The sequence below is a fragment of the Cellulomonas wangsupingiae genome, from assembly GCF_024508275.1.
Lineage (GTDB): Bacteria > Actinomycetota > Actinomycetes > Actinomycetales > Cellulomonadaceae > Cellulomonas > Cellulomonas wangsupingiae.
This window is the reverse complement of the sequence record NZ_CP101989.1, coordinates 1,244,077-1,269,770: the sequence shown is the minus strand read 5'-3', so window position 1 is coordinate 1,269,770 and position 25,694 is coordinate 1,244,077. Positions and strand designations below refer to the sequence as shown.

General features: G+C 72.6%; 24 protein-coding genes. 7 read left to right on the top strand and 17 right to left on the bottom strand.

Translation table 11 applies throughout. From position 1 onward, the window contains the following. Nucleotides 1-67: 67 nt before the first annotated feature. The 3 genes from ilvC to NP075_RS05885 are packed head-to-tail and all read right to left on the bottom strand — an operon-like array spanning nucleotide 68 to nucleotide 3,563. Nucleotides 68-1,096, bottom strand: a complete 1,029-nt coding sequence (gene ilvC / locus NP075_RS05895; RefSeq protein ID WP_227564578.1) for a ketol-acid reductoisomerase — start codon at nucleotides 1,094-1,096, stop codon at nucleotides 68-70. Nucleotides 1,097-1,156: 60 nt separating this feature from the next. Beyond that, the gene (gene ilvN / locus NP075_RS05890; RefSeq protein ID WP_227564579.1) at nucleotides 1,157-1,681 is read right to left on the bottom strand and encodes an acetolactate synthase small subunit; all 525 of its coding nucleotides are present in this window, start codon (nucleotides 1,679-1,681) and stop codon (nucleotides 1,157-1,159) included. 16 nt (nucleotides 1,682-1,697) lie between these two features. After that, entirely contained in the window at nucleotides 1,698-3,563 is a 1,866-nt protein-coding gene (locus NP075_RS05885) for an acetolactate synthase large subunit (protein ID WP_227564580.1), read from the bottom strand. A 379-nt stretch (nucleotides 3,564-3,942) separates the two neighbouring features. Between NP075_RS05885 and NP075_RS05880 the strand changes: the two genes are divergently transcribed. Continuing rightward, complete coding sequence (locus NP075_RS05880; RefSeq protein ID WP_227564581.1) at nucleotides 3,943-4,584, top strand: AMIN-like domain-containing (lipo)protein; 642 nt, start codon at nucleotides 3,943-3,945, stop codon at nucleotides 4,582-4,584. A 7-nt stretch (nucleotides 4,585-4,591) separates the two neighbouring features. On the opposite strand, the gene NP075_RS05875 is transcribed toward NP075_RS05880, so the two are convergent. The 4 genes from NP075_RS05875 to NP075_RS05860 all read right to left on the bottom strand — a co-directional run bounded on the left by NP075_RS05875 (nucleotide 4,592) and on the right by NP075_RS05860 (nucleotide 7,689). After that, nucleotides 4,592-5,119: a hypothetical protein gene (locus NP075_RS05875; RefSeq protein ID WP_227564582.1), complete on the bottom strand. Its 528-nt coding sequence runs from the start codon at nucleotides 5,117-5,119 to the stop codon at nucleotides 4,592-4,594. Next, nucleotides 5,116-6,219: an OmpA family protein gene (locus tag NP075_RS05870; protein WP_227564583.1), complete on the bottom strand. Its 1,104-nt coding sequence runs from the start codon at nucleotides 6,217-6,219 to the stop codon at nucleotides 5,116-5,118. Before NP075_RS05870 ends, NP075_RS05875 begins: the two co-directional genes overlap by 4 nt. After that, nucleotides 6,216-6,704, bottom strand: a complete 489-nt coding sequence (locus tag NP075_RS05865) for a hypothetical protein (protein WP_227564584.1) — start codon at nucleotides 6,702-6,704, stop codon at nucleotides 6,216-6,218. The genes NP075_RS05870 and NP075_RS05865 overlap by 4 nt, the downstream gene beginning before the upstream one ends. A gap of 94 nt (nucleotides 6,705-6,798) precedes the next feature. Continuing rightward, on the bottom strand, nucleotides 6,799-7,689 hold the full coding sequence (locus NP075_RS05860; protein ID WP_227564585.1) for a UbiA family prenyltransferase: 891 nt from the start codon (nucleotides 7,687-7,689) through the stop codon (nucleotides 6,799-6,801). A gap of 57 nt (nucleotides 7,690-7,746) precedes the next feature. Between NP075_RS05860 and NP075_RS05855 the strand changes: the two genes are divergently transcribed. The 3 genes from NP075_RS05855 to NP075_RS05845 are packed head-to-tail and all read left to right on the top strand — an operon-like array spanning nucleotide 7,747 to nucleotide 10,384. Beyond that, nucleotides 7,747-8,826: a type III polyketide synthase gene (locus NP075_RS05855; RefSeq protein ID WP_227564586.1), complete on the top strand. Its 1,080-nt coding sequence runs from the start codon at nucleotides 7,747-7,749 to the stop codon at nucleotides 8,824-8,826. A 3-nt stretch (nucleotides 8,827-8,829) separates the two neighbouring features. Next, complete coding sequence (locus NP075_RS05850) at nucleotides 8,830-9,354, top strand: isoprenylcysteine carboxyl methyltransferase family protein (protein WP_227564587.1); 525 nt, start codon at nucleotides 8,830-8,832, stop codon at nucleotides 9,352-9,354. A 4-nt stretch (nucleotides 9,355-9,358) separates the two neighbouring features. Continuing rightward, the gene (locus NP075_RS05845) at nucleotides 9,359-10,384 is read left to right on the top strand and encodes an NAD(P)/FAD-dependent oxidoreductase (RefSeq protein ID WP_227564588.1); all 1,026 of its coding nucleotides are present in this window, start codon (nucleotides 9,359-9,361) and stop codon (nucleotides 10,382-10,384) included. 7 nt (nucleotides 10,385-10,391) lie between these two features. Here the strand turns inward: NP075_RS05845 and NP075_RS05840 are convergent, their stop codons facing one another. From NP075_RS05840 to NP075_RS05820, 5 genes are all read right to left on the bottom strand, one after another. Further along, a complete protein-coding gene (locus NP075_RS05840) occupies nucleotides 10,392-10,976 on the bottom strand; it encodes a pyridoxamine 5'-phosphate oxidase family protein (protein ID WP_227564589.1) in 585 nt (194 codons plus the stop codon). A 63-nt stretch (nucleotides 10,977-11,039) separates the two neighbouring features. Beyond that, nucleotides 11,040-12,788: a glycoside hydrolase family 13 protein gene (locus tag NP075_RS05835; RefSeq protein WP_227564590.1), complete on the bottom strand. Its 1,749-nt coding sequence runs from the start codon at nucleotides 12,786-12,788 to the stop codon at nucleotides 11,040-11,042. A 100-nt stretch (nucleotides 12,789-12,888) separates the two neighbouring features. Continuing rightward, nucleotides 12,889-13,788: a carbohydrate ABC transporter permease gene (locus NP075_RS05830; RefSeq protein ID WP_227564591.1), complete on the bottom strand. Its 900-nt coding sequence runs from the start codon at nucleotides 13,786-13,788 to the stop codon at nucleotides 12,889-12,891. After that, a complete protein-coding gene (locus tag NP075_RS05825) occupies nucleotides 13,788-14,732 on the bottom strand; it encodes a carbohydrate ABC transporter permease (RefSeq protein WP_308054138.1) in 945 nt (314 codons plus the stop codon). Before NP075_RS05825 ends, NP075_RS05830 begins: the two co-directional genes overlap by 1 nt. Before the next feature lie 21 nt (nucleotides 14,733-14,753). Next, a complete protein-coding gene (locus NP075_RS05820; protein WP_227564592.1) occupies nucleotides 14,754-15,995 on the bottom strand; it encodes an ABC transporter substrate-binding protein in 1,242 nt (413 codons plus the stop codon). A 289-nt stretch (nucleotides 15,996-16,284) separates the two neighbouring features. On the opposite strand from NP075_RS05820, the gene NP075_RS05815 reads away from it, so the two are divergent. Both NP075_RS05815 and NP075_RS05810 read left to right on the top strand, forming a co-directional pair. After that, nucleotides 16,285-16,521, top strand: a complete 237-nt coding sequence (locus NP075_RS05815; protein WP_227564593.1) for a type II toxin-antitoxin system Phd/YefM family antitoxin — start codon at nucleotides 16,285-16,287, stop codon at nucleotides 16,519-16,521. Further along, entirely contained in the window at nucleotides 16,518-16,958 is a 441-nt protein-coding gene (locus tag NP075_RS05810; protein ID WP_227564594.1) for a type II toxin-antitoxin system VapC family toxin, read from the top strand. Before NP075_RS05815 ends, NP075_RS05810 begins: the two co-directional genes overlap by 4 nt. A gap of 70 nt (nucleotides 16,959-17,028) precedes the next feature. Here the strand turns inward: NP075_RS05810 and ilvD (NP075_RS05805) are convergent, their stop codons facing one another. Further along, nucleotides 17,029-18,747 (bottom strand): dihydroxy-acid dehydratase, encoded by a 1,719-nt coding sequence (gene ilvD, locus NP075_RS05805; RefSeq protein ID WP_227564595.1) that lies wholly within the window; start codon nucleotides 18,745-18,747, stop codon nucleotides 17,029-17,031. 91 nt (nucleotides 18,748-18,838) lie between these two features. On the opposite strand from ilvD (NP075_RS05805), the gene NP075_RS05800 reads away from it, so the two are divergent. Then, a complete protein-coding gene (locus tag NP075_RS05800) occupies nucleotides 18,839-19,372 on the top strand; it encodes a hypothetical protein (protein WP_227564596.1) in 534 nt (177 codons plus the stop codon). 6 nt (nucleotides 19,373-19,378) lie between these two features. Here NP075_RS05800 and ilvD (NP075_RS05795) read toward each other — a convergent pair whose 3' ends face one another. The 4 genes from ilvD (NP075_RS05795) to NP075_RS05780 all read right to left on the bottom strand — a co-directional run bounded on the left by ilvD (NP075_RS05795) (nucleotide 19,379) and on the right by NP075_RS05780 (nucleotide 25,693). After that, nucleotides 19,379-21,241, bottom strand: a complete 1,863-nt coding sequence (gene ilvD / locus NP075_RS05795; protein WP_227564597.1) for a dihydroxy-acid dehydratase — start codon at nucleotides 21,239-21,241, stop codon at nucleotides 19,379-19,381. Nucleotides 21,242-21,368: 127 nt separating this feature from the next. Next, entirely contained in the window at nucleotides 21,369-23,648 is a 2,280-nt protein-coding gene (locus tag NP075_RS05790) for a beta-xylosidase/alpha-l-arabinosidase (protein ID WP_372456716.1), read from the bottom strand. Between the two features lie 123 nt (nucleotides 23,649-23,771). Continuing rightward, entirely contained in the window at nucleotides 23,772-24,650 is an 879-nt protein-coding gene (locus NP075_RS05785; RefSeq protein WP_227564598.1) for a carbohydrate ABC transporter permease, read from the bottom strand. Continuing rightward, nucleotides 24,647-25,693 (bottom strand): carbohydrate ABC transporter permease, encoded by a 1,047-nt coding sequence (locus NP075_RS05780; RefSeq protein WP_227564599.1) that lies wholly within the window; start codon nucleotides 25,691-25,693, stop codon nucleotides 24,647-24,649. The genes NP075_RS05785 and NP075_RS05780 overlap by 4 nt, the downstream gene beginning before the upstream one ends. Between the last annotated feature and the right edge of the window lies 1 nt (nucleotide 25,694).

Here is a 25,694-nt window from a genome sequence, read left to right as displayed (position 1 = left end):
TTGACCGTGCGCGAGAGGGCGATCCGACGGAGCCGGATCGCCCTCTCGCGGGTGGAGGTGGGGGCGGTCAGCGTGCCGCCGAGCCCTCCTGGTAGTCGGAGTCCGACGGCTTCACCCACGCGAAGAGCTTGCGCAGCTCGCGGCCCACGGGCTCGATCGGGTGGTTCTGGCCCTTGTCGCGCAGGGCCTGGAACTCCGGCGCGCCGGCGTCCTGGTCGTTGATGAACCGCTCCGCGAACGCACCGTTCTGGATGTCCGCGAGGACGGCCTGCATGTTCGCCTTGACCTCGGGGGTGATGACGCGGGGACCGGAGACGTAGTCGCCGTACTCGGCCGTGTCGGACACCGACCAGCGCTGCTTGGTGATGCCGCCCTCGAAGATGAGGTCGACGATCAGCTTGAGCTCGTGCAGCACCTCGAAGTACGCGACCTCGGGCTGGTAGCCGGCCTCGGTCAGGGTCTCGAAGCCGTACTGGATGAGCTGCGAGACGCCGCCGCACAGGACGGCCTGCTCACCGAACAGGTCGGTCTCGGTCTCCTCGGTGAACGTCGTCTTGATGCCCGCCGCGCGCAGGCCGCCGATGGCCTTGGCGTACGAGAGCGCGAGCGCCCACGCCGTGCCCGACGCGTCCTGCTCGACCGCGACGATGACCGGCACGCCGCGCCCGTCGACGTACTCACGACGGACCAGGTGACCCGGGCCCTTGGGGGCGACCATGAGCACGTCGAGACCGGCGGCGGGCTTGATGTAGCCGTAGCGGATGTTGAAGCCGTGACCGAAGACGAGCGCGGCGCCGTCCTTCAGGTTCGGCTCGATCTCGTCGCGGTACACGATGCGCTGGACCTGGTCCGGCGCCAGGATCACGACGACGTCGGCGCCGGCGACGGCCTCGGCGACGGTCGCGACCTTCAGGCCCTCGTTCTCGGCCTTGGCCCGCGAGGACGAGCCCTCGCGCAGACCGACCGTGACGTCGACGCCGGAGTCGCGCAGGTTCAGCGCGTGCGCGTGCCCCTGGCTGCCGTAGCCGATGACGGCGACCTTCTTGGACTGGATGACCGACAGGTCGGCGTCGTCGTCGTAGAACAGCTCAGCCACGGTGGATCTCCTCGGGTGCGGTGTCGTCGGTGGAACGTACGGGGGTGGTGCGGGGAGCGGTCACGCGGACCGGGCGACGCGCTCGAGCGCGCGGTCCGTGATCGACCGTGAGCCGCGGCCGATGGCCACGGTGCCGGACTGCACGATCTCACGGATGCCGAACGGCTCCAGGGCAGCCAGCAGCGCGCCGAGCTTGCCGGGGCCACCGGTCGCCTCGATGACGACGGTGTCCGGCACGACGTCCACGACGTGCGCGCGGAACAGCTGGACGACCTCGAGGACGCCCGTGCGCTGCGTCACGTCGGCCCTGACCTTGACCAGCAGCAGCTCGCGCTGCACGGAGGCGGCGTCCTCGAGCTCGACGATCTTGATGACGTTCACCAGCTTGTTCAGCTGCTTGGTCACCTGCTCCAGCGGCAGCGCGTCGACGTCGACGACGACGGTGATGCGGCTGATCTCCTCGTGCTCGGTCGGGCCGACGGCGAGGGAGTGGATGTTGAACGACCGCCGGGCGAACAGGCCGGCGACGCGCGTGAGCACGCCGGGCTTGTTCTCGACGAGGACGGACAGGGTGTGGCGGGTCATCGCTCTTCTACCTTCCTCAGTCCTCGCGGTCCCACGCCGGGCTGATGCCCCGCGCGTACTGGATGGCGTCGTTGCTGACGCCGGCGGCGACCATCGGCCACACCATGGCGTCGCGCGACACCGTGAAGTCCACGACGACGGGCCGGTCGTCGATCTCCATCGCGCGCTTGATCGTCGCGTCGACGTCCGCCTTCGTCTCGCACCGCAGACCCACGGCGCCGTAGGCGTCGGCGAGCTTGACGAAGTCGGGCACGCGCGCCGTGCCGTGCCCCGTGTGCAGGTCGGTGTTGGAGTAGCGCGACTCGTAGAAGAGCGTCTGCCACTGGCGGACCATGCCCAGGGAGCTGTTGTTGATCACCGCGACCTTGATGGGGATCTCGTTGATCGTGCAGGTGGCGAGCTCCTGGTTGGTCATCTGGAAGCAGCCGTCGCCGTCGATGGACCACACCGTGCGGCTGGGGTCGCCGACCTTCGCGCCCATGGCCGCGGGCACCGAGAAGCCCATCGTGCCCAGCCCGCCGGAGTTGATCCAGGCGCCGGGCCGCTCGTACCTGATGAACTGCGCGGCCCACATCTGGTGCTGCCCCACGCCGGCCACGAAGATCGACTCCGGCCCGGAGATCTCGCCGATCCGCGAGATGACGTGCTGCGGGGCCAGGTGGCCGTCGGACGGCTCGTCGAACCCCAGCGGGAACGTCTCGCGCCAGGCGTCGAGCTGCTGCCACCAGGCCTCGAGGTCCGGCCTGCCGTGCTGCGCGTGCTCACGCTCGAGCTCGGGCAGCAGGTCGGCGATGACCTCGCGCAGGTCACCCACGATCGGCACGTCGGCCCGCTTGTTCTTGCCGATCTCGGCCGGGTCGATGTCGGCGTGGACGACGGCGGCGTTCGGCGCGAACGACGAGAGCAGGCCGGTCACGCGGTCGTCGAACCGCGCCCCCAGCGCCACGACGAGGTCCGCCTTCTGCAGCGCGGCCACGGCGGCGACCGTGCCGTGCATGCCCGGCATGCCCAGGTGCTGCGGGTGCGAGTCGGGCAGGGCCCCGCGCGCCATGAGCGTCGTCACGACGGGTGCCCCGGACGCGTCGGTGAGGCGGCGCAGCAGGTCGGCGGCACCGGAGCGGATCACGCCGCCGCCCACGTACAGCACAGGCCGGCGGGACGTCGCGAGCAGCCGCGCCGCCTCGCGGATCTGCTTGGCGTGCGGCTTGGTGACCGGGTGGTAGCCGGGCAGCGCGATGTCCTGCGGCCAGGAGAACGTGGTCTGCGCCTGCATGGCCGACTTGGCGATGTCCACGAGCACCGGGCCGGGGCGCCCCGTCGAGGCGATGTGGAACGCCTCGGCGATGGTGCGCGGGATGTCGTCCGCGTCCGTCACGAGGTAGTTGTGCTTGGTGACCGGCAGCGTGATGCCGACGATGTCGGCCTCCTGGAACGCGTCGGTGCCGATCATCGACGCACCGACCTGGCCCGTGATGGCGACCATGGGCACCGAGTCCATGTTCGCGTCCGCGATCGCGGTGACGAGGTTGGTCGCGCCGGGTCCCGACGTCGCCATGGTCACGCCGACCTTGCCCGTCGCGTACGCGTACCCGGCGGCGGCGTGCCCGCCGCCCTGCTCGTGCCGCACCAGGATGTGGCGCACGCGCTTGGAGTCCATGAGCGGGTCGTACGTGGGCAGGATCGCGCCGCCGGGGATCCCGAACACGACCTCGACGCCCGCCTCCTCCAGCGACCGGACGATCGACTGCGCACCCGTGACCTTCTCGGGCCCGATCACGCGGGGCGCCTCGGGCGGCAGGTCGAGGCGGGTGGGCGCCTCGGCGGCCGGGCGCACGGGGCGCACGGGTGTGCGCGGGGGTGCGGGGTGGGGACCCTGGACCATCGTCGTCTCCTGCGGGTCGAGTGCGGGTGGTGGTCGTCCGGTGCGGGGGGCCGCGCCCGACGGACGCCGGGCACGAAAAAGCCCCTCGACCCGGGCACCGGGCTGGACGAGGGGCGAGCGCGCGCGACGAGCGACCTGTGCGGGTGGCGTCAGCCGGCGCGCTCAGGAAGTACTACGAGGATCATCTGCACGTGGGTGACCCTACGCCTGCTGACCGCCCGTGTCACATCCCTCCCCGTCCGTCTCACATCTTGGTTCACGTGTCCGCCTGCTGGATGCAACGAGCTGGTCGGCGCGTTCTGACCTGCTCGGGGGCGTCGTGGCGACCCCCGGCCTACGGTGAGCACAGCCCACGGCCCACCGCGACGAGGAGCAGCCGATGACCGTACCGCCCCGCCCCCTGGTCGCCGCCGCCGTCGCCGCGACGCTCCTGACGCTGACCGCGTGCGGCCGCGACGCCACGCCCGCGCCCTCCGCGACGCCGCCGACGGTGACGCCGAGCGCCACCTCGGCACCCCCGTCCGACCCCGCCCTGACCACCGGGCCGACCACGGTTCCGTCGCCGGCGGCCGAGCCCGCCGAGGCGGCCTTCGCACCCCCGGGCACGGAGCTGACGCAGGAGGGCGACGCCCTCGGCTACGTCGTGACGCAGGTCCGCGTCGGCGAGCACCCCGGGTTCGACCGCGTGGTCTACGAGCTCACGGGCGGCGAGGGCACGCCCGGCTACCGCGTCGGCTGGGTCGACCAGGCCGTCGAGGACCCGACCGGCGAGGTCCGCCCGGTCGACGGGGACGCGATCCTGCAGGTCTGGCTGACCGGGACCACCTACCCGCTCGAGAGCGGCCCGCAGGAGCACGCGGGCGACGTGCGCCCCGACACCGGCGACATCGAGCAGGTCGTGCGCCCGCTGACCTTCGAGGGCATGACCCAGTCGTTCGTCGGCGTGGACGACGGGCCGCGGCCGTTCCGCGTCTCGGTGCTGCAGGACCCCGTCCGGGTCGTCGTCGACCTCGAGGACTGAGCCCGCGTCAGCGGTAGGTGACGGGGACGTCGCGGAACGTCGGGCCCTCGGGCCCCATGACGACGTCGAGCGCCTCGACACGTGTCTCCGGCGCGGCGAACCACCCCTGGTACAGCACGGGCACGCCCGACGGCGTCACGGCCCGCTGGAGGTCGGTGTGCCAGCCCTCGATCACCTCGTGCTGGACCAGCGACGTCACGTCGCCGATCAGCGGATGGCGCTCGAGCATGTCGCCCAGCGCGACGCGCCCGTCCGGGGAGGCCCCCGCACCGCCGAGCGGCGTGAACGCGACCCGCAGCTCCATCACCGGTCCGTCGACGACGATCGCCTGCACCGCGATCCGCGTCCGACCCGCGTACGCGCCGGACGCCGGCACGGTGAGCTCGGCAACCCCGCCGCCGTCGCCCGCCGTGACGACCTCCCCGTCGAACGCCACCGGCGTGGCGGGCTCGGAGGGCTCGCCCTGCCCACCCGTGCACCCGGCGGCGAGCACCAGCGCCACGACGACGCCCACGACCCGGCCCCTGCGCCTCATCGCTCCACCTCCACGTCGACCCCGGTGAGGACGGGCAGCCCCTCACCCAGCACGACGTCCACCGCGGAGGGCTCGCCCAGCAGCCGCGGGTAGGTGATCGTGAACCGCCGCGGGGCGGTCAACGGCGTCCCGACCTGGTGCCCCTCCCCCGCCCACGCGTCCCCGAGCCGCTCGGCGCGGACCTCGCCGTACCGCAGCAGCCCCGCCCGGTCGACCAGCACGGGGTTCCACGCGACACCCGTGCCCCGCGACCCCGCGTCGAGGGTCTCGTGCAGGTCCGGGAGGTCCTGGACCAGACGCTCGGCGCCCTCGAGCCGGACGATGAGCGACAGCTGCGTGACGGCGCCGCGCACGACCAGCTCCTCGACACCGACGACGACGTCCGCACCGGCGACCGTGACGGCGGGGAAGCGGGTCTCCTGCCCCGTGACGGCGTCCGCCGGCAGGGGCAGGACGTGGGGCGACGTCGGCGGGCGCGGCGGCGCCGAGCGCACGGGCTCGGGCGCGGGAGCCGGCGTGGCGCCCGCGACCGACCGGTGACGCAGCTCGACGCGCCGGTTGGCCGCGCGGTGCTCCGGGGCGTCGTCGCCGAGCTCCTCGACCCGGGGGCGCGTCCCGCCGTACCCGAGGACGGTCAGGACGAGGTCGGGCCGCGCGGCGCGCACGGCGTCGGCGACGGCCGCGGCCCGGCTCTCCGACAGCGCCTGGTCGCGCTCCGGCGTGCCGAACGAGTCGGTGTGCCCCTCGACGGCGACCTCGCCGCCGTCGGGCACGTCGGACAGCAGCCCGCCGATCTGCGCCCGCGCGGTGTCGGAGAGCGAGGCGTCGTCGCCGGGGAACAGCAGGTCGGTCGCAAGTGACACGACCGTCTCCCCGTCCTCCTCCTCCCGCGTCGCCAGGGGGGTGACGCTCAGGGAGCGCTCGCTGTGGTCGTGCAGGAAGACGTGGAGCCGCTCGAGGTCGCCGACCCGCACGGAGTCCTCGCGCACCTTCGCCGTGACGGCGGGCAGGTCGCCGAGGCTGATGGGCCCGGGCGGGGTCGGCGCTGCCGCGACCAGGAGCAGGCACAGCGGGGCCGCGGTCAGGTACCGGCGCCTCACCCTCGCACCACCGGCACGCGCAGGACCGACCCCCAGGACGGGTCGACGACGAGGTCCAGGGTCTGCACCTGGTCGTCGGGCGCGGCGAACCAGGCCTGGTAGACGACCGGCTCGCCCACGACCGTCTCCGCACCCAGCATCGCGGTGTGCCGCGGCCCGGACGCCGCCCCGAGCACGTCGTACGTCGTGAGCGTGCGGACGTCGCTCAGGACGGGGGTGCGGTCGACGAGCTCGTCGACGCGGATCGGCCGGTGGTCACGGGTGTCGTCCCCGCCCAGGGGCGTCAGCGTCAGCCGCAGCTCCATCGACCTGCCGTCGACGTGCAGCGGGTGCACGGCGACACGCACCTCCCCGTCGTACGAGCGGGCGTGGGGCGCCGTGAACTCCACGACAGGGTCCCCCACGTCGGCGGGGGTGCCCGTGCACCCGGTGAGCAGCAGCAGCAGGGCGCCGACGCCCACGGCCGGTCCGACGCGTCGCGCCACACCCACCCCCTTCGTCCGGATTCGGCGGGGACGCTACCCGTCGTCGGGGCCGACCGCCGGTCGGGTCACCCGTCCGCGTGAGGGTGCCACCCGATCAGGTGGGGACCACGGCCCCTTCCAGGCCGGTGGTGACCAGCACGCCGACACACAGCGCGGCCACGAGCATGACCAGCGGGAACGGCGCGCGGCTGCGCGGTCGCGCCACGGCGGTCACGCCCGCCAGGCACGCCACCGCCACGGCCACCACGCCCACGACCACCGTGGCGCCCCGGGGCGGCCCGGGTGGGCCGACGACCGCCACGAGGACGGCCACGGCCAGGACCGCCGGAGCCAGCACGGCGGTCGCCCGGCGCCCCATCCGGTGCGGCAGCCCCCGCACCCCGGTGGCGGCGTCGTCGTCCAGGTCCGGCAGGACGTTGGCCAGGTGCGCCCCGACGCCCAGCAGCGCCCCGGCCGCCACCAGCCAGCCCGCCGGCAACGCGTCGCCGGGCAGGGCGAGCACGACGAACGCCGGGAGCGCGCCGAAGGCGACGGCGTAGGGCAGCCAGGACGCGGCGGTCGACTTCAGCCCGAGGTTGTACGCCCAGCCCATCGCGACGACGACGAGGTGCGCGACGACCGCCGCGAGCCCGCACGGCACGGACAGCACGACGCTCGCCGCCACGGCGACGAGCGCGGCGGTCCGCAGCCCTGTCGCGGTCACCCCGCCCGACACCACCGGCTTGTCCGTGCGTCCCACGGCTCGGTCCCGCCCGGCGTCGAGCCAGTCGTTCGACCAGCCGATCGACAGCTGCCCCGCCAGGACCGTGCCCAGCACCAGCAGCACCGTGCCGGCGGGTGCCCCGACGGCGACCGCGAGCGCCGTGCACAAGGACGTGACGACGACCGTGGGTCCGAGGTGGGACGCGAGCAGCAGCGCCACGAGACGACGTCCCGCGTGCGGCGGGCCCGACGCGTGGCCGGGCTCGGTCGAGGTGTCGGCCACGGGTGTGACGGTAGCCTCCCCGCGCCGTCCGGCGCCGTGCGTGGGACGATTCCGGACATGTCGCGCGTCCTCGCCGTCGCCACGGCCCTGCCCGGTCCGCCGCGCGACCAGGACGCCATCACCCAGGTCGTCGCCCCCCTCGTCGCGGGTGACGACGCTCGCACCGCCGGTCTGCTGCGCCGGGTGCACCGCAGCAGCGGTGTCCGCACGCGGCACCTCGCGCTCGACCCGGGCGAGTACGCCGGGATCCGGGACTTCGGCCACGCCAACGACCTGTACCTCGCGGTGGGGACCGACCTGGCCGAGCGGGCGGTGCACGAGGCGCTGTCCGGCGCGGGGGTGCACCCCGCCGACGTCGACCTCGTCCTGTTCACGTCGGTGACCGGGATCGGCGCCCCGTCGGTCGACGCCACGCTGGTGGGGCGCCTCGGCATGCGCGACGACGTCAAGCGGCTGCCCTCGTTCGGGCTGGGCTGTGCCGGCGGGGCGGCAGGCCTGGCGCGGGTGCACGACTACCTGGTCGGGCACCCGGACGGCACGGCGCTGCTCGTGTGCCTCGAGCTGTGCTCCCTGACCCTGCAGCACTCGGACCGCGACCCCGCCGCACTCGTCGCCAACGGGCTCTTCGGGGACGGGGCCGCCGCTGCCGTGGTGGTCGGCCCGGCGCACCCGGCGGCTGCGGCGGCCCGTGGGCCGCGGATCGAGGACACCCGCAGCCGCCTGGTCCCCGGCACCTCGGGTGAGCTGGGCTGGCGGATCGGCGCGTCCGGGTTCCGCATCGTGCTGTCCGCCGAGGTGCCGGACGTCGTGCGGGCGGAGGTCGCCACCGACGTCAAGCGGCTGCTGGCCGGCCAAGGGCTCGAGCCGCGGGACGTGACGCGGTGGGTGGTCCACGCCGGCGGCCCGCGGATCCTCGACGCCGTCGAGGAGGCCCTCGATCTGCCCGCGGACGCGCTCGACGCCAGCCGCGAGTCGCTCGCAGCGGTCGGCAACCTCTCGTCGGCCTCGGTGCTCGACGTCCTCGGCCGTACGCTGCGTACCGACCCGCCGCCCGGTTCGCCCGGTGTGCTCCTCGCGTTCGGCCCCGGCGTCGGTGTCGAGACGGTTCTGCTCCGCTGGTCCCCGACGGAAGGCTGACGCGTGCTCACGCTCTACTTCGTGGTCGTCGGCCTGACGGCCGTGGAACGTCTCCTCGAGCTCGTGGTCTCGAAGCGCAACGCCCGGTGGTCCTTCGAGCGCGGCGGGGTCGAGAGCGGGCTGGGGCACTTCCCGGCGATGGTCGCCCTGCACACGGCGCTGCTCGTCGCGTGCGTGGTCGAGGTGCTCGTGGCCGACCGGCCGTTCCTGCCGTGGCTCGGCTGGCCGGCCCTCGCGCTCGTCGTCGCCAGCCAGGCGCTGCGCTGGTGGTGCATCGCGACCCTCGGACCGCGCTGGAACACCCGCGTCATCGTGGTCCCCGGCCTGTCGTTGGTGGACCGCGGCCCGTACCGCTGGTTCCGGCACCCCAACTACGTGGCCGTCGTCGTCGAGGGCATCGCGCTGCCGCTCGTCCACACGGCGTGGGTCACGGCGCTCGTCTTCACGGTCCTCAACGCCGTCCTCCTGCTGCGCTTCCGCATCCCCGCGGAGGAGCGCGCGCTGCAGGCTGCGACCGTGACCGTCTGACCACGTGCCCGACACCGACGTCCTCGTCGTGGGCGGCGGCCCGGTGGGCCTGGCCGCGGCGATCGAGGCGCGGCGGCGCGGGCTCGACGTCGTCGTGCTGGAGCCGCGCACGGGGTCCGTCGACAAGGCCTGCGGCGAGGGCCTCATGCCCGGTGCGCTCCGCCTGCTGCACGGGTGGGACGTCGACCCGCCCGGGCACGCGATCGCCGGCATCAGCTACCGCTCCCCCGCGGGGCACGTGGACCACCGCTTCCGTCACGGGACGGGACGCGGGGTGCGGCGCACGACCCTGCACGACGCACTGCGGGCGCGCGCGGCCGACGTGGGGGCGGTCACCGTCACGGCACGGGTCGACGACGTGGGCACGACGCCGGGCGGGGTCGTCGCCGCCGGGGTGTCCGCCCGGTACCTGCTCGCGTGCGACGGGCTGCACTCGACGGTGCGCCGGCGGCTCGGCCTGGAGGCGCCCGGCGGCGACGCGCGGACCGACCGCCGCCGGTACGGGCTGCGCCGCCACTACACGGTGGCGCCGTGGACCGACCTCGTCGAGGTGCACTGGTCGCCCTTCGCGGAGGCGTACGTGACCCCGGTGGCCGGCGACCTCGTCGGGGTGGCGCTGCTCGGCCCGCGCGGTGTGGACCCGGCGGACGTCCTGGCCTCGCTGCCCGAGCTCGCGGCCCGGCTCGAGGGCGCACCGGCCGGACCGCTGCGGGGAGCGGGCCCCCTGCGCCGACGCAGCACGCGCCGCACCTCAGGCCCCGTGCGGCTCGTCGGTGACGCGTCGGGCTACGTCGACGCGCTCACCGGTGAAGGGCTGCGCGTGGGCTTCGCGCAGGCGAGGGCGGCGGTCGCGACGCTCGACGACCCGGCGGCGTACGAGCGCGCCTGGTGGGCCGCCACCCGGGACTACCGGGTGATCACGTCAGGGCTGGTCGCGTGGGCGTCGTCCCCGCTGCGAGGCACGCTCGTCCCCGCGGCCCGTGGCCTGCCGCGGGTGTTCGGAGCGGTCGTGGAGCGCCTGGCCCGCTGACGCCCGGTCAGACGCTCGCGTCGGGCTCCGGGTCCATGTCGAACCCGGGCAGTCCGTCGATGCTCGTGCGGTTCTTCAGCCGCCGGTACGCCGCGCGCCCGTCGACGCCCTTGCGCTCCATGTACGACGGCAGCAGGTCCCGCTCGCCGCGGTAGTCCATGAGCGGCACGCCGTACCCGCAGGAGTCCGACACGCGATCCACGTCGACGACGACGACGGCGCGCACCCCGCGGGACTCGTCCAGCCCGCCGTCGAAGCGCGCGAGCAGATCCTCGAACCCCTCGTCGTACAGCGTGACGAACCGGCCCCGTCCGTGCAGCCGCACGATGTCCGGCGGGCCGTCGAACGCGCAGAACATCAGCGTGATGCGGCCGTTCTGCCGCAGGTGCGCGATGGTCTCCGACCCCGAGGCGGTGAGGTCGACGTACGCGACCGTCCGGTCGTCGAGCACCGCGAACGTGCCACCGACGCCCTTGGGCGACACGTTGACGTGCCCCTCGGCACCGCTCGGCGCGGTCGCGACGAAGAACACGTGCTGCGCGAGCAGCCACGTGCGCATCCGCTCGGTGATCCGCTCGTGCACCTTGGCCATCGGCACAGCGTGCCCGAGACGTCCGGTGCGCGCCAGGTCGTCCTGGGCTGTGGGCTCAGCACCTCACCCGCCCGTGGCGGCACCCACGACCCGGCGCAGGACCACGCCCTCCCACGGGGACAGCCGCACGACTCCGTCGCGGGGCACGGCGGGGTCGGGCACGTTGCCCAGCACCACCTCGGCCCCGTCCCAGACCGCGTCGACGTCCACCTGCTGCTCGTCCCCCGAAAAGTTCCCCAGGACCAGCAGGGCGTCCCCGTCGAGCTCGCGCGTGAACGCGTACACGTGGCGGTGCCCCGGCAGCAGCATCGTGAAGTCACCGAGCCGGACCGTCGCGTCCTCGTGCCGCAGCGCGATCAGCCGGCGGTAGTGGTGGTAGACCGACGACGGGTCGGCGCGCTCCGCCTCGGCGTTGACGTGCCGGTGGTTCGGGTTGACCGGCAGCCACGGCTCGCCCGTGGTGAACCCGGCGTTCGAGGAGGCGTCCCAGTGCACGGGGGTGCGTGCGTTGTCGCGGCTCATCGCGGCCAGTCCGGCCAGGATCCGGTCGTCGCTCACGTACCCGAGCGCACGCGTCTCCTCGACGTGGCGCAGCGCCTCGATGTCGCGGTAGTCGTCGAACGAGCGCAGGTGCGCGTTCGTCATCCCGAGCTCCTCGCCCTGGTAGACGTACGGCGTGCCGCGGTGCAGGTGCAGGACGGTGGCCAGCATCGTCGCCGACTCCCGGCGGTACTCGCCGTCGTCGCCGAAGCGCGACACGATGCGCGGCTGGTCGTGGTTGTCCCAGTACAGCGCGTTCCAGCCGACGTCGGCGAGCCCCGCCTGCCAGCGCCCCAGCACGGCCTTGAGGTCGCGCAGGTCCAGCGGCCTGGGGTCGTACTTGCCGCCGGGGCCGTGGTCGAGCCCGACGTGCTCGAACGTGAACACCATGTCGAGCTCGCGCCGCCTCGGATCGGTGAACAGCGCACCGTCCTCGACGGTGGCGCCCGGCGTCTCACCGACCAGCAGCAGCCCGTCGCGGCGGCCGTCGAAGACCTCCCGGTGCATCTCCTGCAGGTACTCGTGCAGCCGCGGGCCGTGCATGTACTGACCGGACCCGTCGCCCAGGGCGCCCGTCGTGGCCGGTCCGTCGGCCAGCGACCCGTCCGGACCCACCGCCTTGGAGATGAGGTTGATGACGTCCATGCGGAAGCCGTCGATCCCCCGGTCCAGCCACCAGCGCATCATCGCGAAGACGGCCTGGCGCACCTCCGGGTTCTCCCAGTTGAGGTCCGGCTGCTTGCGGCTGAACAGGTGCAGGTAGTACTCGCCCGTCGCCTCGTCGTACTCCCAGGTCGGCCCGGAGAAGAACGACGCCCAGTTGGTCGGCTCGGCGCCGGGGGTGCCCGGGGCCATGCCCGGGCGGGCGGGCCGCCACCAGTACCAGTCGCGCTTCGGGTTGTCCGTGGACGACCGGGACTCGACGAACCACGGGTGCTCGTCGCTCGTGTGGTTGACGACCAGGTCCATGACGACCTTGATGCCGCGCTCGTGCAGCGCGTCGATCACCTCGTCGAGGTCCTCGAGCGTCCCGAACAGCGGGTCGACGTCCTGGTAGTCGCTGATGTCGTACCCGTTGTCGTCCTGCGGGCTGCGGTAGACCGGGGAGAACCACACGACGTCCACCCCGAGATCCGCGAGGTGGTCGACGCGCTGCAGCACGCCGCGCAGGTCACCGATGCCATCACCGTCGGAGTCCTGGAAGGACCGCGGGTAGATCTGGTAGACGACCGCTCCGGTCCACCAGGGGGCGTCGTCGACGGTGAAGGTCATGAGCGCTGCTCCTCGTCCGGGGCCTTCGACCGTCGCACGACCAGCCATGGGTCGCACGTCGCGCGCGTCGCCGGTCCGCGGTGCAGGTCGGGCGGACCCGTCACTTGATCGCGCCGCGGGTGACGCCCGAGATGACCCAGCGCTGCGCCACGACGTACACCAGCAGCAGGGGTGCCATCTGCATGAGGTAGGAGGCGAACGCGACGGTGTAGTTGGTGTTGAACTGGCTCTGGAAGACGTACTGCGTCAGGGGCAGCGTCAGGTCGTCGCGCTGGCTGAGGATCACCAGGGGCAGCATGAAGTCGTTCCACACCCAGATGACCGTGAGGATCGCGACCGTCGCGTTCATCGGCGCCAGCAGCGGGAACACGATCCGCCAGAACACGGCCCACGTCGACGCCCCGTCGATGCGCGCCGCCTCCTCGAGCTCGAGGGGGATGGACTTGATGTACGCGACGAACACGAAGATGTTGAACGCCAGCCCGTACACCGTGTACAGCAGGACCAGGCCGATCTGGTTGTCGAGGCCGAGCTGCGCGGTCAGCTTCACCACGGGCAGCATGATGATCGGGAACGGCACGAACAGCGCCGACACGAAGTAGAAGTACAGACCCTTGAAGACCTTGTGGTGGGCCATCTGCCGGGCGATCGCGTAGGACACGAGCGAGTTCGTCAGCAGCGTCAGGACGAGCGCACCGACGGTGAGCATCAGGCTGTTGCCCGCCGCCTGCGGGAAGTTGGTCAGGCGCCACGCGTCCGCGAAGTTCGACCACGTCCAGCTCTCCGGGACGCCGAACCCGGCGCCGCCGAGCTGGGCCGGGGTCTTCAGCGCCGTGACGACCGTGAAGTACAACGGGACCAGGACGGTGAGCGACCCCAGCACGAGCAGGATCGTCAGCGGCCAGCTGACCTTCCCCTCCGCCAGGTCGCGGCGGCGCAGGCGGCGCCCGCTGCGCGAGGGCGTCCCGGTCACCTTGCGCCGCAGCACGGTGTCGGACATCAGGACTCCACCTCCCTCGACTGCAGGAACCGCAGCTGCGCGAGCGACAGCACGATGATGACGACGAGGTACACCACGGCGTTGGCCGTCTGGTACGCGTACTCCCCGCCCTGGAAGCCGCCGCGGTAGATCACCAGGGAGATCGACTCCGTCGCGGTGCCCGGCCCGCCGTTGGTCAGCGCGATGACGTGGTCGAAGACCTGCAGGAAGTTCTTCAGCGACAGCACCATGTTGATCGTGAAGAACGCGCTGATCAGGGGGAACGTGATCGACCGGAACCTGCGCCAGGTCGAGGCGCCGTCGAGCGACGCCGCCTCGTACAGCTCGCCCGGGATCGTCTGCAGGCCGGCGAGGTACAGGATGATGTTGAACGCGCACGCCTGCCACACCGCCAGGACGACGATGCCGAGCCACGCGAGGTCCTCGTTCGCCAGGATCGACGTCGACAGCCACTCGACGCCCAGCGCCTGCCCGAGCACCGGCAGGGAGTTGGAGAACAGGTAGTTGAAGACGTACCCGACGACCAGCACGGCCAGCACGTTCGGGATGAAGTACAGGCCGCGCAGCGTCGTCTGCAGCCGGATGCGGGCGTTGAGCCCCATCGCGATCGTCAGGGCGAGCGCGTTGGTCAGGACCGTCGCGACGATCGCGAACTGGAACGTGAACAGGTACGAGTGCGCGATCCGGTCGTTGCCGAACAGGTTGAGGTAGTTGCGCAGCCCCACGAACTGCCAGGTGCCGTACCCGGCGTAGTCGGTGAAGCTGAAGAAGATCCCCTGCAGCACCGGCAGCGTGTGGAACACGAAGAAGATCGCGACCGCCGGCAGGACCATCCACCAGAACGCGCGCGGCACGCGCGAGGGCGGGCGCAGGGGGCGGGGTGCGTCGGGAGGTTCGGGCGGTGGGGCGACGTGCGCCGGGGTCGGCGCGGCGGCGGTGGCCATGGCGGACTCCTTCGTCCCGGATCAGGAGCGCCGGGCGGCGACCTGGTCCCACTCCTCGTCGAGCTGGGTGAGGAACGCGTCGGCGTCCCCGTCGATGAGGTACTGCTGGAGCATCGCGGCAAGCGGGATGCTCGCGGGGATGCGGTGGTCGACGTAGCCGGTCACCCGGTCGTCGTCGAAGAACGGCAGGACGGGCTCGAGCGTCGGGTCACCGGTCGTCGCGTCGACGAGCGGGGTGATGGCCGACTGGTCCTGCGAGTACTGGCGCATGACGTCGGGCTGCATGAGGTACTCGACGAACAGCCGCGACTGCTCCGGGTGACGCGGCTGCGCGCCCATCGTCACGCCGACGTCCACCCCCGACACCAGCAGCTGCGTCGCGGCGTCGTCGGTCGTGGGCAGGTTCCCGAAGCCGAGCTCGAACGCGGGCTCGAACGACACGATCGCGGGGATCGCGAACGACCCCTGCAGGTAGAACGGGACGCCGCCCGCGGCGAACTCCTGGTTGCCCGCGTTGTAGTCGCGGCTGAAACGGTCGAGCTGGGCGAACGCGAACAGCTCCGCGAGCTGGTCGGCGGCCGGGCGCCACTCCTCCGCGAACGTCGTCTCCCCCGCGTCCAGCCGCTCCCAGAAGTCGGCGGGGACGGTGTTGGCGACGAGCTGGTTGAACGCCGGCAGGGCGGTCCAGCCGTCCTTGAGCGTCGCGTACACGGGCGTCGTGCCCGCCTGCTCGAAGGTGTCCATCGCGGTCAGCAGCTCCGCCCACGTCGTGGGGACCTCGACGCCCTGCGCCGCCAGGAGGTCGGCGTTGTAGACGAAGCCCGAGGAGTTGTTGGCGAACGGCAGCGCGTTCACGGCACCCGGCGACGACTGGCCCAGGTCCTGCACGATCCGCACGACGGCGGGTGAGATCTCCTCCAGCAGGGGGTCGTCGGCCCAGTCGTACAGCACCCCGGCGTCCGCGAACTCGCCGAACACGCCGTTGACGTTGAGCGTGACGACGTCCGGGACGTCCTCGCGGACCAGGCGGGTGCGGAACGCGGTCTCGGCGTCGGGCACGTTGTTCTGCACGACGTCGATGTCGGGGTGCTCGGCCTCGAAGTCGGCGATGATCGCGTCGAACGTCGCGACCGCCTCGGACTTGAACTGGAAGAAATCCAGCTGGACGCGCCCGTCGCCCGACGCGGGTGACGAGCAGGCGACGAGCGGGACGAGCACGGCGCACGCGATGAGGCACGCGCCGCCGCGCGCACGTCGGGTCATGGCTGCCCCCTGCGGTCGGCGTCAGCTGCGCCGAGGACCCGGCGCACCTGGACCTGCACCGGACGCGGGACGGGCTCGGGGAACCCGTCGTCGCGTCCCGTTGACCACACGCAACACCCGCACGGGCGGGTCCGCAACGCGAGCGGCGCGACCCGGGCGCGCAGGCGCGTGGCCGGTCGGCCGAGCACGGCTCCCCTGGACGCCGCTCCCACGAGCTTCCGGGTAGCTGCCCCAGCACGCTGCGCATGCCGCTCGGACCGTCTTGTATCACCGGTGATACGCTCGTCGGATGCGAACGGTCACGGTACGCGAGCTGCGCGGGCACGGCGGGGCCGTGCTCGACGACGTCGCCCGAGGCAAGTCGGTCGTGGTGACGCGTGACGGCACCCCCGTCGCCGAGCTGCGCCCGGTCCCCCGGCGGGGCGCGACGGCGGCCGACCTCGTCGCCCGGCGCCGTCACCTGCCCGACGTCGACCCGGCGGCGCTGCGCGCGGACGTCGACGCCGTCCTCGACATGACGCTGTGACGCGGGATGCGCCCGCCACCGACCGCACCGACGGCGGCCTGCTCGACACGAACATCCTCGTCCTGCTCGCGCACCTGGACCCCGCCGACCTCCCGGACGAGCCGCTCGTCAGCGCTGTGACGATCGCGGAGCTGTCCGCTGGGCCGCTCGTCGCCGACGAGCCGTCGGTCCGTGCCGCGCGGCAGGCGCACCTGCAGCAGGCGGAGGCCGACTTCGAGCCGATCCCGTTCGGCGCTGCTGCCGCGCGCGCGTTCGGACGCGTCGCCGCGGACCTGCGGGCATCGCGCCGCAAGCCCGCCGCACGCGCGTTCGACGCCCTCATCGCGGCGACCGCGATCGCCGAAGGACTCCCCCTGTACACCTGCAACCCCGACGACTACCGCGGGATCAGCGGGCTCGACCTGCGCGCCGTCGCCCGTCCGACGCCCGGCGCGTGAGCGCTGTGGCGACGTCGCCGCTCCGGCCGTCGAGGTCGGGTGTGCGTACGTCGGGCGTGCGGTCGCCGGTTCAGCCCAGCACGGCCCCGCGCGAGGCCGAGCCCACCAGCTTCTGGTACTTGCCCAGCACCCCGCGCGTGTAGCGCGGCGGCAGCGGCTCCCAGCCCGCGCGACGGGCCGTGAGCTCGTCGTCGTCGACCAGCAGGTCGAGCGTCGCGCGGGCCACGTCGAGGCGGATCCGGTCGCCGTCGCGCACGAACGCGATCGGGCCCGCGTCGACGGCCTCGGGCGCGATGTGCCCCACGCACAGGCCCGTGGTGCCGCCGGAGAACCGGCCGTCGGTCACGAGCAGGACGTCCTTGCCGAGACCCGCGCCCTTGATCGCACCGGTGATCGCGAGCATCTCGCGCATCCCGGGGCCGCCCTTCGGCCCCTCGTAGCGGATGACCACGACGTCACCGGCCTGGATCGTGCCGTCCTCGAGCGCGTCCAGGGCCGCGCGCTCCCGCTCGAAGACGCGCGCCGTGCCCTCGAAGACGTCGGAGTCGAAGCCGGCGGACTTCACCACCGCCCCTTCCGGGGCGAGCGTCCCGGACAGGATCGTGATGCCGCCCGTGCGGTGGATCGGGTCGTCGAGCGCGCGCAGGATCCTGCCGTCGGGGTCCGGCGGGGCGATCTCGGCGAGGTTCTCGGCCACCGTGCGGCCCGTGACCGTCAGGCAGTCGCCGTGCAGCAGGCCGGCGTCGAGCAGCGCCTTCATGATCACGGGGACACCACCGACACGGTCGACGTCGTTCATGACGTACCGGCCGAACGGCTTGAGGTCGCCCAGGTGCGGCACGCGCGACGCGACGCGGGAGAAGTCGTCGAGGGTGAGGTCCACCTCGGCCTCGTGCGCGATGGCCAGCAGGTGCAGCACCGCGTTGGTCGAGCCGCCGAACGCCATGACCACCGCGATGGCGTTCTCGAACGCCTCCTTCGTCATGATGTCCCGCGCCGTGATGCCACGCCGCAGCAGCTCGACCACCGCCTCACCCGAGCGGTGCGCGAACTGGTCGCGGCGGCGGTCCGCCGACGGCGGCGCGGCCGAGCCCGGGACCGACATCCCGATGGCCTCGGCGACCGACGCCATCGTGTTGGCGGTGTACATCCCGCCGCACGCGCCCTCGCCTGGGCAGATCGCGCGCTCGATGCGGTCGACGTCCTCGCGGCTCATGAGACCGCGGGCGCACGCGCCGACGGCCTCGAACGCGTCGATGATCGTCACGTCCTTCTCGGTGCCGTCGGAGAGCTTGACCCAGCCCGGCATGATCGAGCCGGCGTAGAGGAAGACGCTCGCGAGGTCCAGGCGCGCCGCGGCCATGAGCATCCCGGGCAACGACTTGTCGCAGCCGGCCAGCAGCACGGACCCGTCGAGGCGCTCGGCCATCATCACCGTCTCGACGCTGTCGGCGATGATGTCGCGGCTCACCAGCGAGAAGTGCATGCCCTCGTGGCCCATCGAGATGCCGTCGGACACCGAGATGGTCCCGAACTCCAGCGGGTACCCCCCGGCCGCGTGCACACCGCTCTTGACGGCCTTCGCCAGTCGGTCGAGCGAGAGGTTGCACGGCGTGATCTCGTTCCACGAGCTCGCGACGCCGATCTGCGGCTTCGCGAAGTCCTCGTCCCCCATACCGACGGCACGCAGCATGCCGCGCGCGGCCGTGGCCTCCAGCCCGTCGGTGACCTGCCGCGACCGCGGCTTGATGTCGATGCCCGGAGCCGGCTCCGCGTGCGTGCTCGTCATCCCGCGACCCTAGTTCCGCACCGCGCCGCGCGCTCCCCGCGTCCTTGGTCGCCGATGCGGGGAGCGTCCGACCCGGTGGCAGGATTCTCACGTGAGAACGCCTACCGCCGCCCGTCGTCGTACGCCGTGGACGGCCGCCCCGCTGCTGTGCGCCGTGCTGCTGACCGGCTGCACCGGCGGGGCCGCGCAGACGCCCGGCACCGAACCGACGCCGACCCCCACCGCCACGAGCGCCGAGCTCTCCGTCGAGGCCGCACCCGACGTTCCCGCCGGCGACGGCGGCCCGGTGGACAGCTTCCGCACGTGGCTCGCCGCGAGCCGCACCCCCGACGTCGAGACCGCGTGCGGCTACATGACCCCCGAGCTCGCGCAGAGCATGGTCGACGAGATCACCGCGCAGGGCTTCCCCGGCATCACCGACTGCGCGTCGCTGATCGAGATGACGGCGGGCCTGTACGCCGCCGTCGGCCAGTCCGCGGAGACGGTCGTCGAGCTGCGCGAGCAGACCGACGAGCAGGCGGTGCTGCACGTCGTGTACGTCGAGGGCAGCAGCTGCGGCCGCATCGTGCTGGCGCCCGCCGACGGCCGCTGGGTGCTGACCGAGCGCTCCACCGAGGAGTGCTGACCCTCGTCAGCGCCGGCGCAGCCTGCTGACGTCCCGCACGGCGCCGCGGTCGGCCGACGTCGCCATCGCGGCGTACGCCTGCAGGGCGGGCGACACGTAGCGGTCGCGGTCGACCGGCTGCCACGGGTTCTCCCGCGCCTCCATCTTGGCACGACGCTCGGCGAGCACGGCGTCGGGCACGTTGACGCGGATGAGCCGGGTCTCGACGTCGATCTCGATCTCGTCGCCGTCCTCGATGAGGCCGATCGTGCCGCCCGCGGCCGCCTCGGGGCTGATGTGGCCCACCGAGATGCCGCTGGACCCGCCGGAGAACCGCCCGTCGGTGATCAGCGCGCACACCTTGCCCAGGCCGCGCCCCTTGATGAACGACGTCGGGTACAGCATCTCCTGCATGCCGGGACCGCCCGCGGGGCCCTCGTAGCGCACGACCACGACGTGACCGGGCTCGACCTGCTTGGTGAGGATCTTCTCGACCGCCTCGTCCTGCGACTCGCACACCAGCGCGCGGCCCACGAAGTGGAAGACGTCGGGGTCGATGCCCGCCGTCTTGAGGATCGCGCCGTCCTCGGCCAGGTTGCCGCGCAGCACGGCCAGCCCGCCCTCGACCGTGTACGCGTGCGCCACGTCGCGGATGCAGCCGTTCGCCGCGTCGGTGTCGAGGGACTCCCACACGTTCGACGTCGAGAACGCCTGCGTCGTGCGCACCCCACCGGGCGCCGCGAGGAACAGGTCGAGCGCGCGCGGCGTGGCCTTGCCGCCCCGGACGTCCCAGTCGTCGAGCCACGCCCGCAGCGTGGGGGTGTGGACGCTGGTCACGTCGTGGTCCAGCAGGCCACCGCGGTCCAGCTCACCGAGCAGGGCGGGGATGCCGCCGGCGCGGTGGACGTCCTCCATGTGGAAGTCCGGGTGGTTCGGTGCGACCTTCGACAGGCAGGGAACGCGGCGGCTGATCGCGTCGATCTCGTCGAGCGTGAACTCGATCTCGGCCTCCTGGGCCGCGGCGAGGATGTGCAGCACGGTGTTCGTCGAGCCGCCCATCGCGACGTCCAGCGTCATCGCGTTGGTGAACGCCGCCTTGGTCGCGATCGAGCGGGGCGCCGCCGTGTCGTCCTCGTCGTCGTAGTAGCGGCGCGCGAGGTCGACGACCGTGCGGCCGGCCTCGAGGAACAGCTCGCGGCGCGCGGTGTGCGTGGCCAGCGTCGAGCCGTTGCCCGGCAGCGACAGGCCCAGCGCCTCCGTGAGGCAGTTCATCGAGTTGGCCGTGAACATGCCCGAGCAGGAGCCGCACGTGGGGCACGCGTTCTCCTCGACGCGCCCGAGCGCCTCGTCGGAGACGTTGTCGTCCGCCGAGTAGTTGATCGCGTTGACGAGGTTGAGCGGCGTGCGCGCGACACCGTCGGCGACGACCGCCTTGCCCGCCTCCATCGGCCCGCCGGACACGAACACGACCGGGATGTTCAGCCGCAGCGCGGCGTTGAGCATGCCCGGGGTGATCTTGTCGCAGTTGGAGATGCAGACCAGGGCGTCCGCGCAGTGCGCGTTGACCATGTACTCGACAGAGTCGGCGATGAGGTCGCGGCTGGGCAGCGAGTACAGCATGCCGCCGTGGCCCATCGCGATGCCGTCGTCGACGGCGATCGTGTTGAACTCCTTGGCGACGCCGCCGGCCTCGCGGATCGCGCCGGCGACGAGGTCCCCCATGTCCTTGAGGTGCACGTGCCCGGGGACGAACTGCGTGTACGAGTTCGCGATCGCGATGATCGGCTTGCCGAAGTCGTCCGCGCCCATGCCCGTCGCGCGCCACAGCGCGCGGGCACCGGCCATGTTGCGACCGTGGGTCGAGGTACGAGAGCGCAGGGGACGGCTCATCGCGGGGTGTCTCCTTCGGCGGGGGTGCGCAGCCACCTCGCGGTGGCGTCGGCGTCACGTTACGTCGGCGCGGCGCACGGCGTGTCGCGCGTCCGACCTGTGATCCGTCGGCAGTGGCCGACGGGGATCAGACGACGGTCACCCCGGTCCAGCGGGGGTCGTCCAGCGTCACCGGGTACGTGTCGCCGGTGAGCACGACGCTCGTCTCGACGTCACGCTGCGCGCACGACGCACCCACCCAGACCTCGAGCTCGCCCGGCTCCACGACGCGACGGCCCGAGCGGTCCGTGAACGCGAGACGCGCCGCCGGGACCGCGAGCTCGACGTCGGCGCTCTGCCCCGGTGCCAGCTCGATGCGGTGGTACCCGAGGAGCTGGGCGACCGGCCGCGTCACCGACGCGACCACGTCCTTGCCGTACACCTGGACGACGTCGGCGCCCGTGCGGGACCCCGTGTTCGTGACCGTCACCGTGACCGTCAGCCCGCCGCACGTCGAGGCCCCGGGCGCGACCCGCAGGTCCGTGCGGGTGAACGACGTGTAGGACAGCCCGTGGCCGAACGGGAGCGTCGGCACCGTGCTGAGGTTGGTGACGTCCCCGTCGCCGCCGAGGGCGGGGTGCAGGTACGAGTACGGCTGCGCGCCGGCCGACCGCGGCAGCGTGATGGGCAGACGACCCGAGGGGTTCACGCGGCCGGTGAGCACGCCCGCGATCGCGTTGCCGCCCTCCTCGCCGGGGAAGAACGCCTGCACCGCCGCGGCACAGCGCCCGAGGGCCCAGTCCACGGCGTACGGGCGGCCGGTGAGCATGACGAGCACGACGGGCGTGCCGGTGGCGAGCACGGCCTCGACGAGCTCTCGCTGCACACCGGGCAGCTCGAGGTCGTCGCGGTCGCAGCCCTCGCCGACCGTGCCCCGGCCGAACAGGGCGGCGTGGTCGCCGACCACGAGCACCGCGACGTCGGCGGCGCTCGCGGCCGCCACGGCCTCGTCGAAGCCGGACCGGTCGTCGTCGTCGACCGCGCAGCCGCGCGCGTACGTGACCCCGTCACCGTGCTCGCGGCGCAGGGCCTCGAGCACGGTCGGGGTCTCGATGCCGACCACGACGTCCGGGTGGTGCGCCAGCACGTGGTTGAGGAAGGAGTAGCAGCCGAACAGGGCCGCGGCCCGGTCGGCGTTGGGCCCGATGACCGCGACCCGCGCGTCCGCCGCGAGGGGCAGCGTGCCGTCGTTGGTGAGCAGCACGAGCGAGCGCTCGGCGAGCAGGGCGGCGACCTCGCGGTGCGCCGGGGAGTCGAGGTCCACCTCGGTGGGGGGCTCGTCCTCGAACGTCGCGTCGAGCAGGCCCAGGTCCTCCTTCTGCGCGAGCGCACGCAGCACCGCCCGGTCGACCAGCGCCTCGTCGACGGCTCCGGCCCGCACCGCGGCGGCGAGCGGCTGGAGGTAGGCGTCGCCGGTCGGCAGCTCGATGTCGACCCCGGCCGCCAGGGCCTGGCCCGCAGCCTGGCCCAGGTCCGCCGCGGTGTGGTGCAGCAGCTGCAGGAACGCGACGCCGAAGTAGTCGGCGACCACGGTGCCGTCGAAGCCCCAGCGGTCACGCAGCAGGGTCGTGAGGATCTCGTCGTTGCCGGCCACGGGCACGCCGTCGATCTCGTTGTAGGCGGACATCACGGAGCGCACGCCGCCGTCCAGCACGCCCATCTCGAACGGCACGAGCAGCACGTCCGCCAGCTCGCGCGGGCCGGCGTGCACGGGCCCGAAGTTGCGGCCCGACTGGGACGCGGAGTACCCGACGAAGTGCTTGAGCGTCGCGTGGACGCCCGCCGACTGCAGCCCTCGCACGTACGAGGTGCCGAGGGTGCCGACGAGGTAGGGGTCCTCGGAGATGCACTCGTCGACCCGGCCCCAGCGGGGGTCGCGGATGACGTCGAGGACCGGCGCGAGACCCTGGTGGATGCCGAGCATGCGCATCGACTCCCCGATCAGCGCGCCCATGCGCGTGACGAGCTCCGCGTCGAACGCGGCCCCCCAGGCCAGCGGCGTCGGGAACGTCGCGGCACCCCAGGCGGACAGGCCCGTGAGGCACTCCTCGTGGACGAGGGCGGGGATGCCCAGCCGCGTCTGGTCACGGAACCAGCGCTGCTTGTCCCACAGCCAGCGCGCGCGCTCGGCGGCGTCGACCGGGCGGGTGCCATAGACACGCGTCAGGTGGCCCAGCCCGTCCCGGATCGCGTCGTCCAGACCGCGCTCGGCCTCGAACTCACCCTGGAGGGGGGCGACGGCCTCGCCCTCGTTCTTCTCCCAGAAGCCGACGATCTGCGCCAACTTCTCCTCGAGAGTCATGCGAGCGAGGAGGTCGCGCACCCGCTCCGACACGCGGGGTCCTGCCGACACGTCGAGCTCCGTCACTGCAGTGTCTCCTTCGGGTGCGCGACCGCCACAGTGCGGGCACGGGCCGCCCGGGACCCCGCGCGCAGTGCAGCGCACGAGGCCCCAGGACGCGCCGGGGTGGGGAACTCCAGGGGGAAGGGCTCAGCCCTTCACGGCCCCCTGCAGGCCGCTGACGATCCGCTTCTGCATCGTCAGGAAGAACACCAGCGCCGGGATCACCGCGAGCGAGGTGAACGCGAGCACGCCGGCCGTGTTGGCCGAGTGCTCCGTGGAGAAGTCCGCCACACCGAGGGGCAGCGTCTTCAGCGCGGGGTCGTTGATGAACAGCAGGGGCAGCAGGTAGCCGTTCCACGACGCGACGAACGCGAGCACCCCCGTCGTCACCATGCCCGGCCCCGACAGCGGGACCAGGATCCGCCAGAAGAACCCGATCCGCGAGGCGCCGTCGAGCATGGACGCCTCCTCGAGCTCGTTGGGCAGTGCCATGAGGAACGGGCGCAGGATGACGATCGTCATCGGCAGCGCGAACGCCGCCTGTGGGAGCGCGACACCCCAGTACGTGTTCGTCAGGTTCAGGTCACGCACCATGAGGAACAGCGGGATGATCGCGACCGTCAGCGGGAACAGCAGACCCATGACGAAGACGTTGAACAGCGCCTGCCGACCCTTGAACCGGTACCGCGCGAGCGGGTACGCGGCCATGACGCCCGCGACGACCACCAGGGCCGTCGTCACGGCAGCGATGATCACGGAGTTCAGCGCATACTGCCAGAAGCTGGACGACATGATGACGCTGACGTAGTTGTCGAACACCCAGGGGTTGGGCAGTGCGACCGGGTTCGCGCCGATCTGGCCGTTGGAGCGGAAGCCCGAGAGCACCGCGTACACGACCGGGGCCAGCGTGCCGACCGCGACGACGACCGACGCGACGTAGACCCACGGGCTGACCGCACGCCGCCGGCCGGCGCCCGACCGTGCCGGGCTCGACCTGCGCGTGGGCTGGTTGACGACGGAGGTCATCGGGCCACCTTCTTCCGACGCTTGGCTGTCTTGTCCTCACCGGCGTCGCGGTTCAGCACGAACGTCTGGAACAGCGTCGCCAGCACGAAGGAGATGACGAAGAGGATGATGGCCACGGCCGACGAGTACCCGTACTGGCTGCGCTCCGTGCCCTGCTTGATCAGGTACGTCGCCATGGTGACGGTCGCGTTGTCCGGACCGCCCTTGGTGAGGATCCACACCATGTCGAAGAGCTGGAGCGAACCGATCATGGACAGGAACATCCACGTGCGGATCGTGGGCCCGAGCAGCGGGATCGTGATCTTGCGCTGCGCCTGCCACCAGGAGGCGCCGTCGATCTGGGCGGCCTCGTGCAGGTCCTCGGGGACGCCCTGCAGACCGGCGAGGAGGAGGACGATCGCCAGGCCCACGTACTTCCACGTGAGGACCGCCATGACCGTCCACAGTGCGACGCCCGAGTCACCGACCCACAGCTGCGTGAACGCTCCCAGTCCGATCGTCTCGAGGAAGGCGTTGACCGCTCCCTCGGGCTGCAGCATCAGCTTCCACACCACACCGGCCACGACCTCGGCCAGGACGTACGGGACGAAGACGATGACGCGCATCGCCGTCTGACCCCGGAACTTGCGGTTGAGCAGCAGTGCGATGAGCAGACCGATCGGCAGCTGGATGGCGATCGAGAGCGCCGCGATGGTCAGGTTGTTGGTGATGGCCCGCTGGAAGATCGTGTCGGCGAGCGCGTTGGTGTAGTTCTGGAGGCCGACGAAGTCGTCGAGCGGCCCCAGCCCGTTCCACTTGAAGACGGAGTAGCGCGCGGCCTGGACGACCGGCACCACGACGAACAGGGCGAACAGCAGAAGTGCCGGCGCCACGAAGAACGCGATCTCGAGGCGCTTGCGCCACTCGTTCGACGACGCGGCGCGCCCCCGCGGCCCGGAGGCCACCGACCACGCCGTGGCGTGGCCGGTGGCACCCGGGTTGACGGCGGTGGCGGCAGCAGTCCTGGTTGCGTGCCCCCCACGGGGGGTCAGGTCTCCTGCCACG

Bases quoted from the DNA above. Each gene is read 5' to 3' on its own strand.
- ilvN (WP_227564579.1), bottom strand. From the start codon at position 1,681: ATGACCCGCCACACCCTGTCCGTCCTCGTCGAGAACAAGCCCGGCGTG.
- NP075_RS05885 (WP_227564580.1), bottom strand. From the start codon at position 3,563: ATGGTCCAGGGTCCCCACCCCGCACCCCCGCGCACACCCGTGCGCCCC.
- NP075_RS05880 (WP_227564581.1), top strand. From the start codon at position 3,943: ATGACCGTACCGCCCCGCCCCCTGGTCGCCGCCGCCGTCGCCGCGACG.
- NP075_RS05875 (WP_227564582.1), bottom strand. From the start codon at position 5,119: ATGAGGCGCAGGGGCCGGGTCGTGGGCGTCGTCGTGGCGCTGGTGCTC.
- NP075_RS05855 (WP_227564586.1), top strand. From the start codon at position 7,747: ATGTCGCGCGTCCTCGCCGTCGCCACGGCCCTGCCCGGTCCGCCGCGC.
- NP075_RS05840 (WP_227564589.1), bottom strand. From the start codon at position 10,976: ATGGCCAAGGTGCACGAGCGGATCACCGAGCGGATGCGCACGTGGCTG.
- NP075_RS05835 (WP_227564590.1), bottom strand. From the start codon at position 12,788: ATGACCTTCACCGTCGACGACGCCCCCTGGTGGACCGGAGCGGTCGTC.
- NP075_RS05830 (WP_227564591.1), bottom strand. From the start codon at position 13,788: ATGTCCGACACCGTGCTGCGGCGCAAGGTGACCGGGACGCCCTCGCGC.
- NP075_RS05825 (WP_308054138.1), bottom strand. From the start codon at position 14,732: ATGGCCACCGCCGCCGCGCCGACCCCGGCGCACGTCGCCCCACCGCCC.
- NP075_RS05820 (WP_227564592.1), bottom strand. From the start codon at position 15,995: ATGACCCGACGTGCGCGCGGCGGCGCGTGCCTCATCGCGTGCGCCGTG.
- NP075_RS05815 (WP_227564593.1), top strand. From the start codon at position 16,285: ATGCGAACGGTCACGGTACGCGAGCTGCGCGGGCACGGCGGGGCCGTG.
- ilvD (WP_227564595.1), bottom strand. From the start codon at position 18,747: ATGACGAGCACGCACGCGGAGCCGGCTCCGGGCATCGACATCAAGCCG.
- ilvD (WP_227564597.1), bottom strand. From the start codon at position 21,241: ATGAGCCGTCCCCTGCGCTCTCGTACCTCGACCCACGGTCGCAACATG.
- NP075_RS05785 (WP_227564598.1), bottom strand. From the start codon at position 24,650: ATGACCTCCGTCGTCAACCAGCCCACGCGCAGGTCGAGCCCGGCACGG.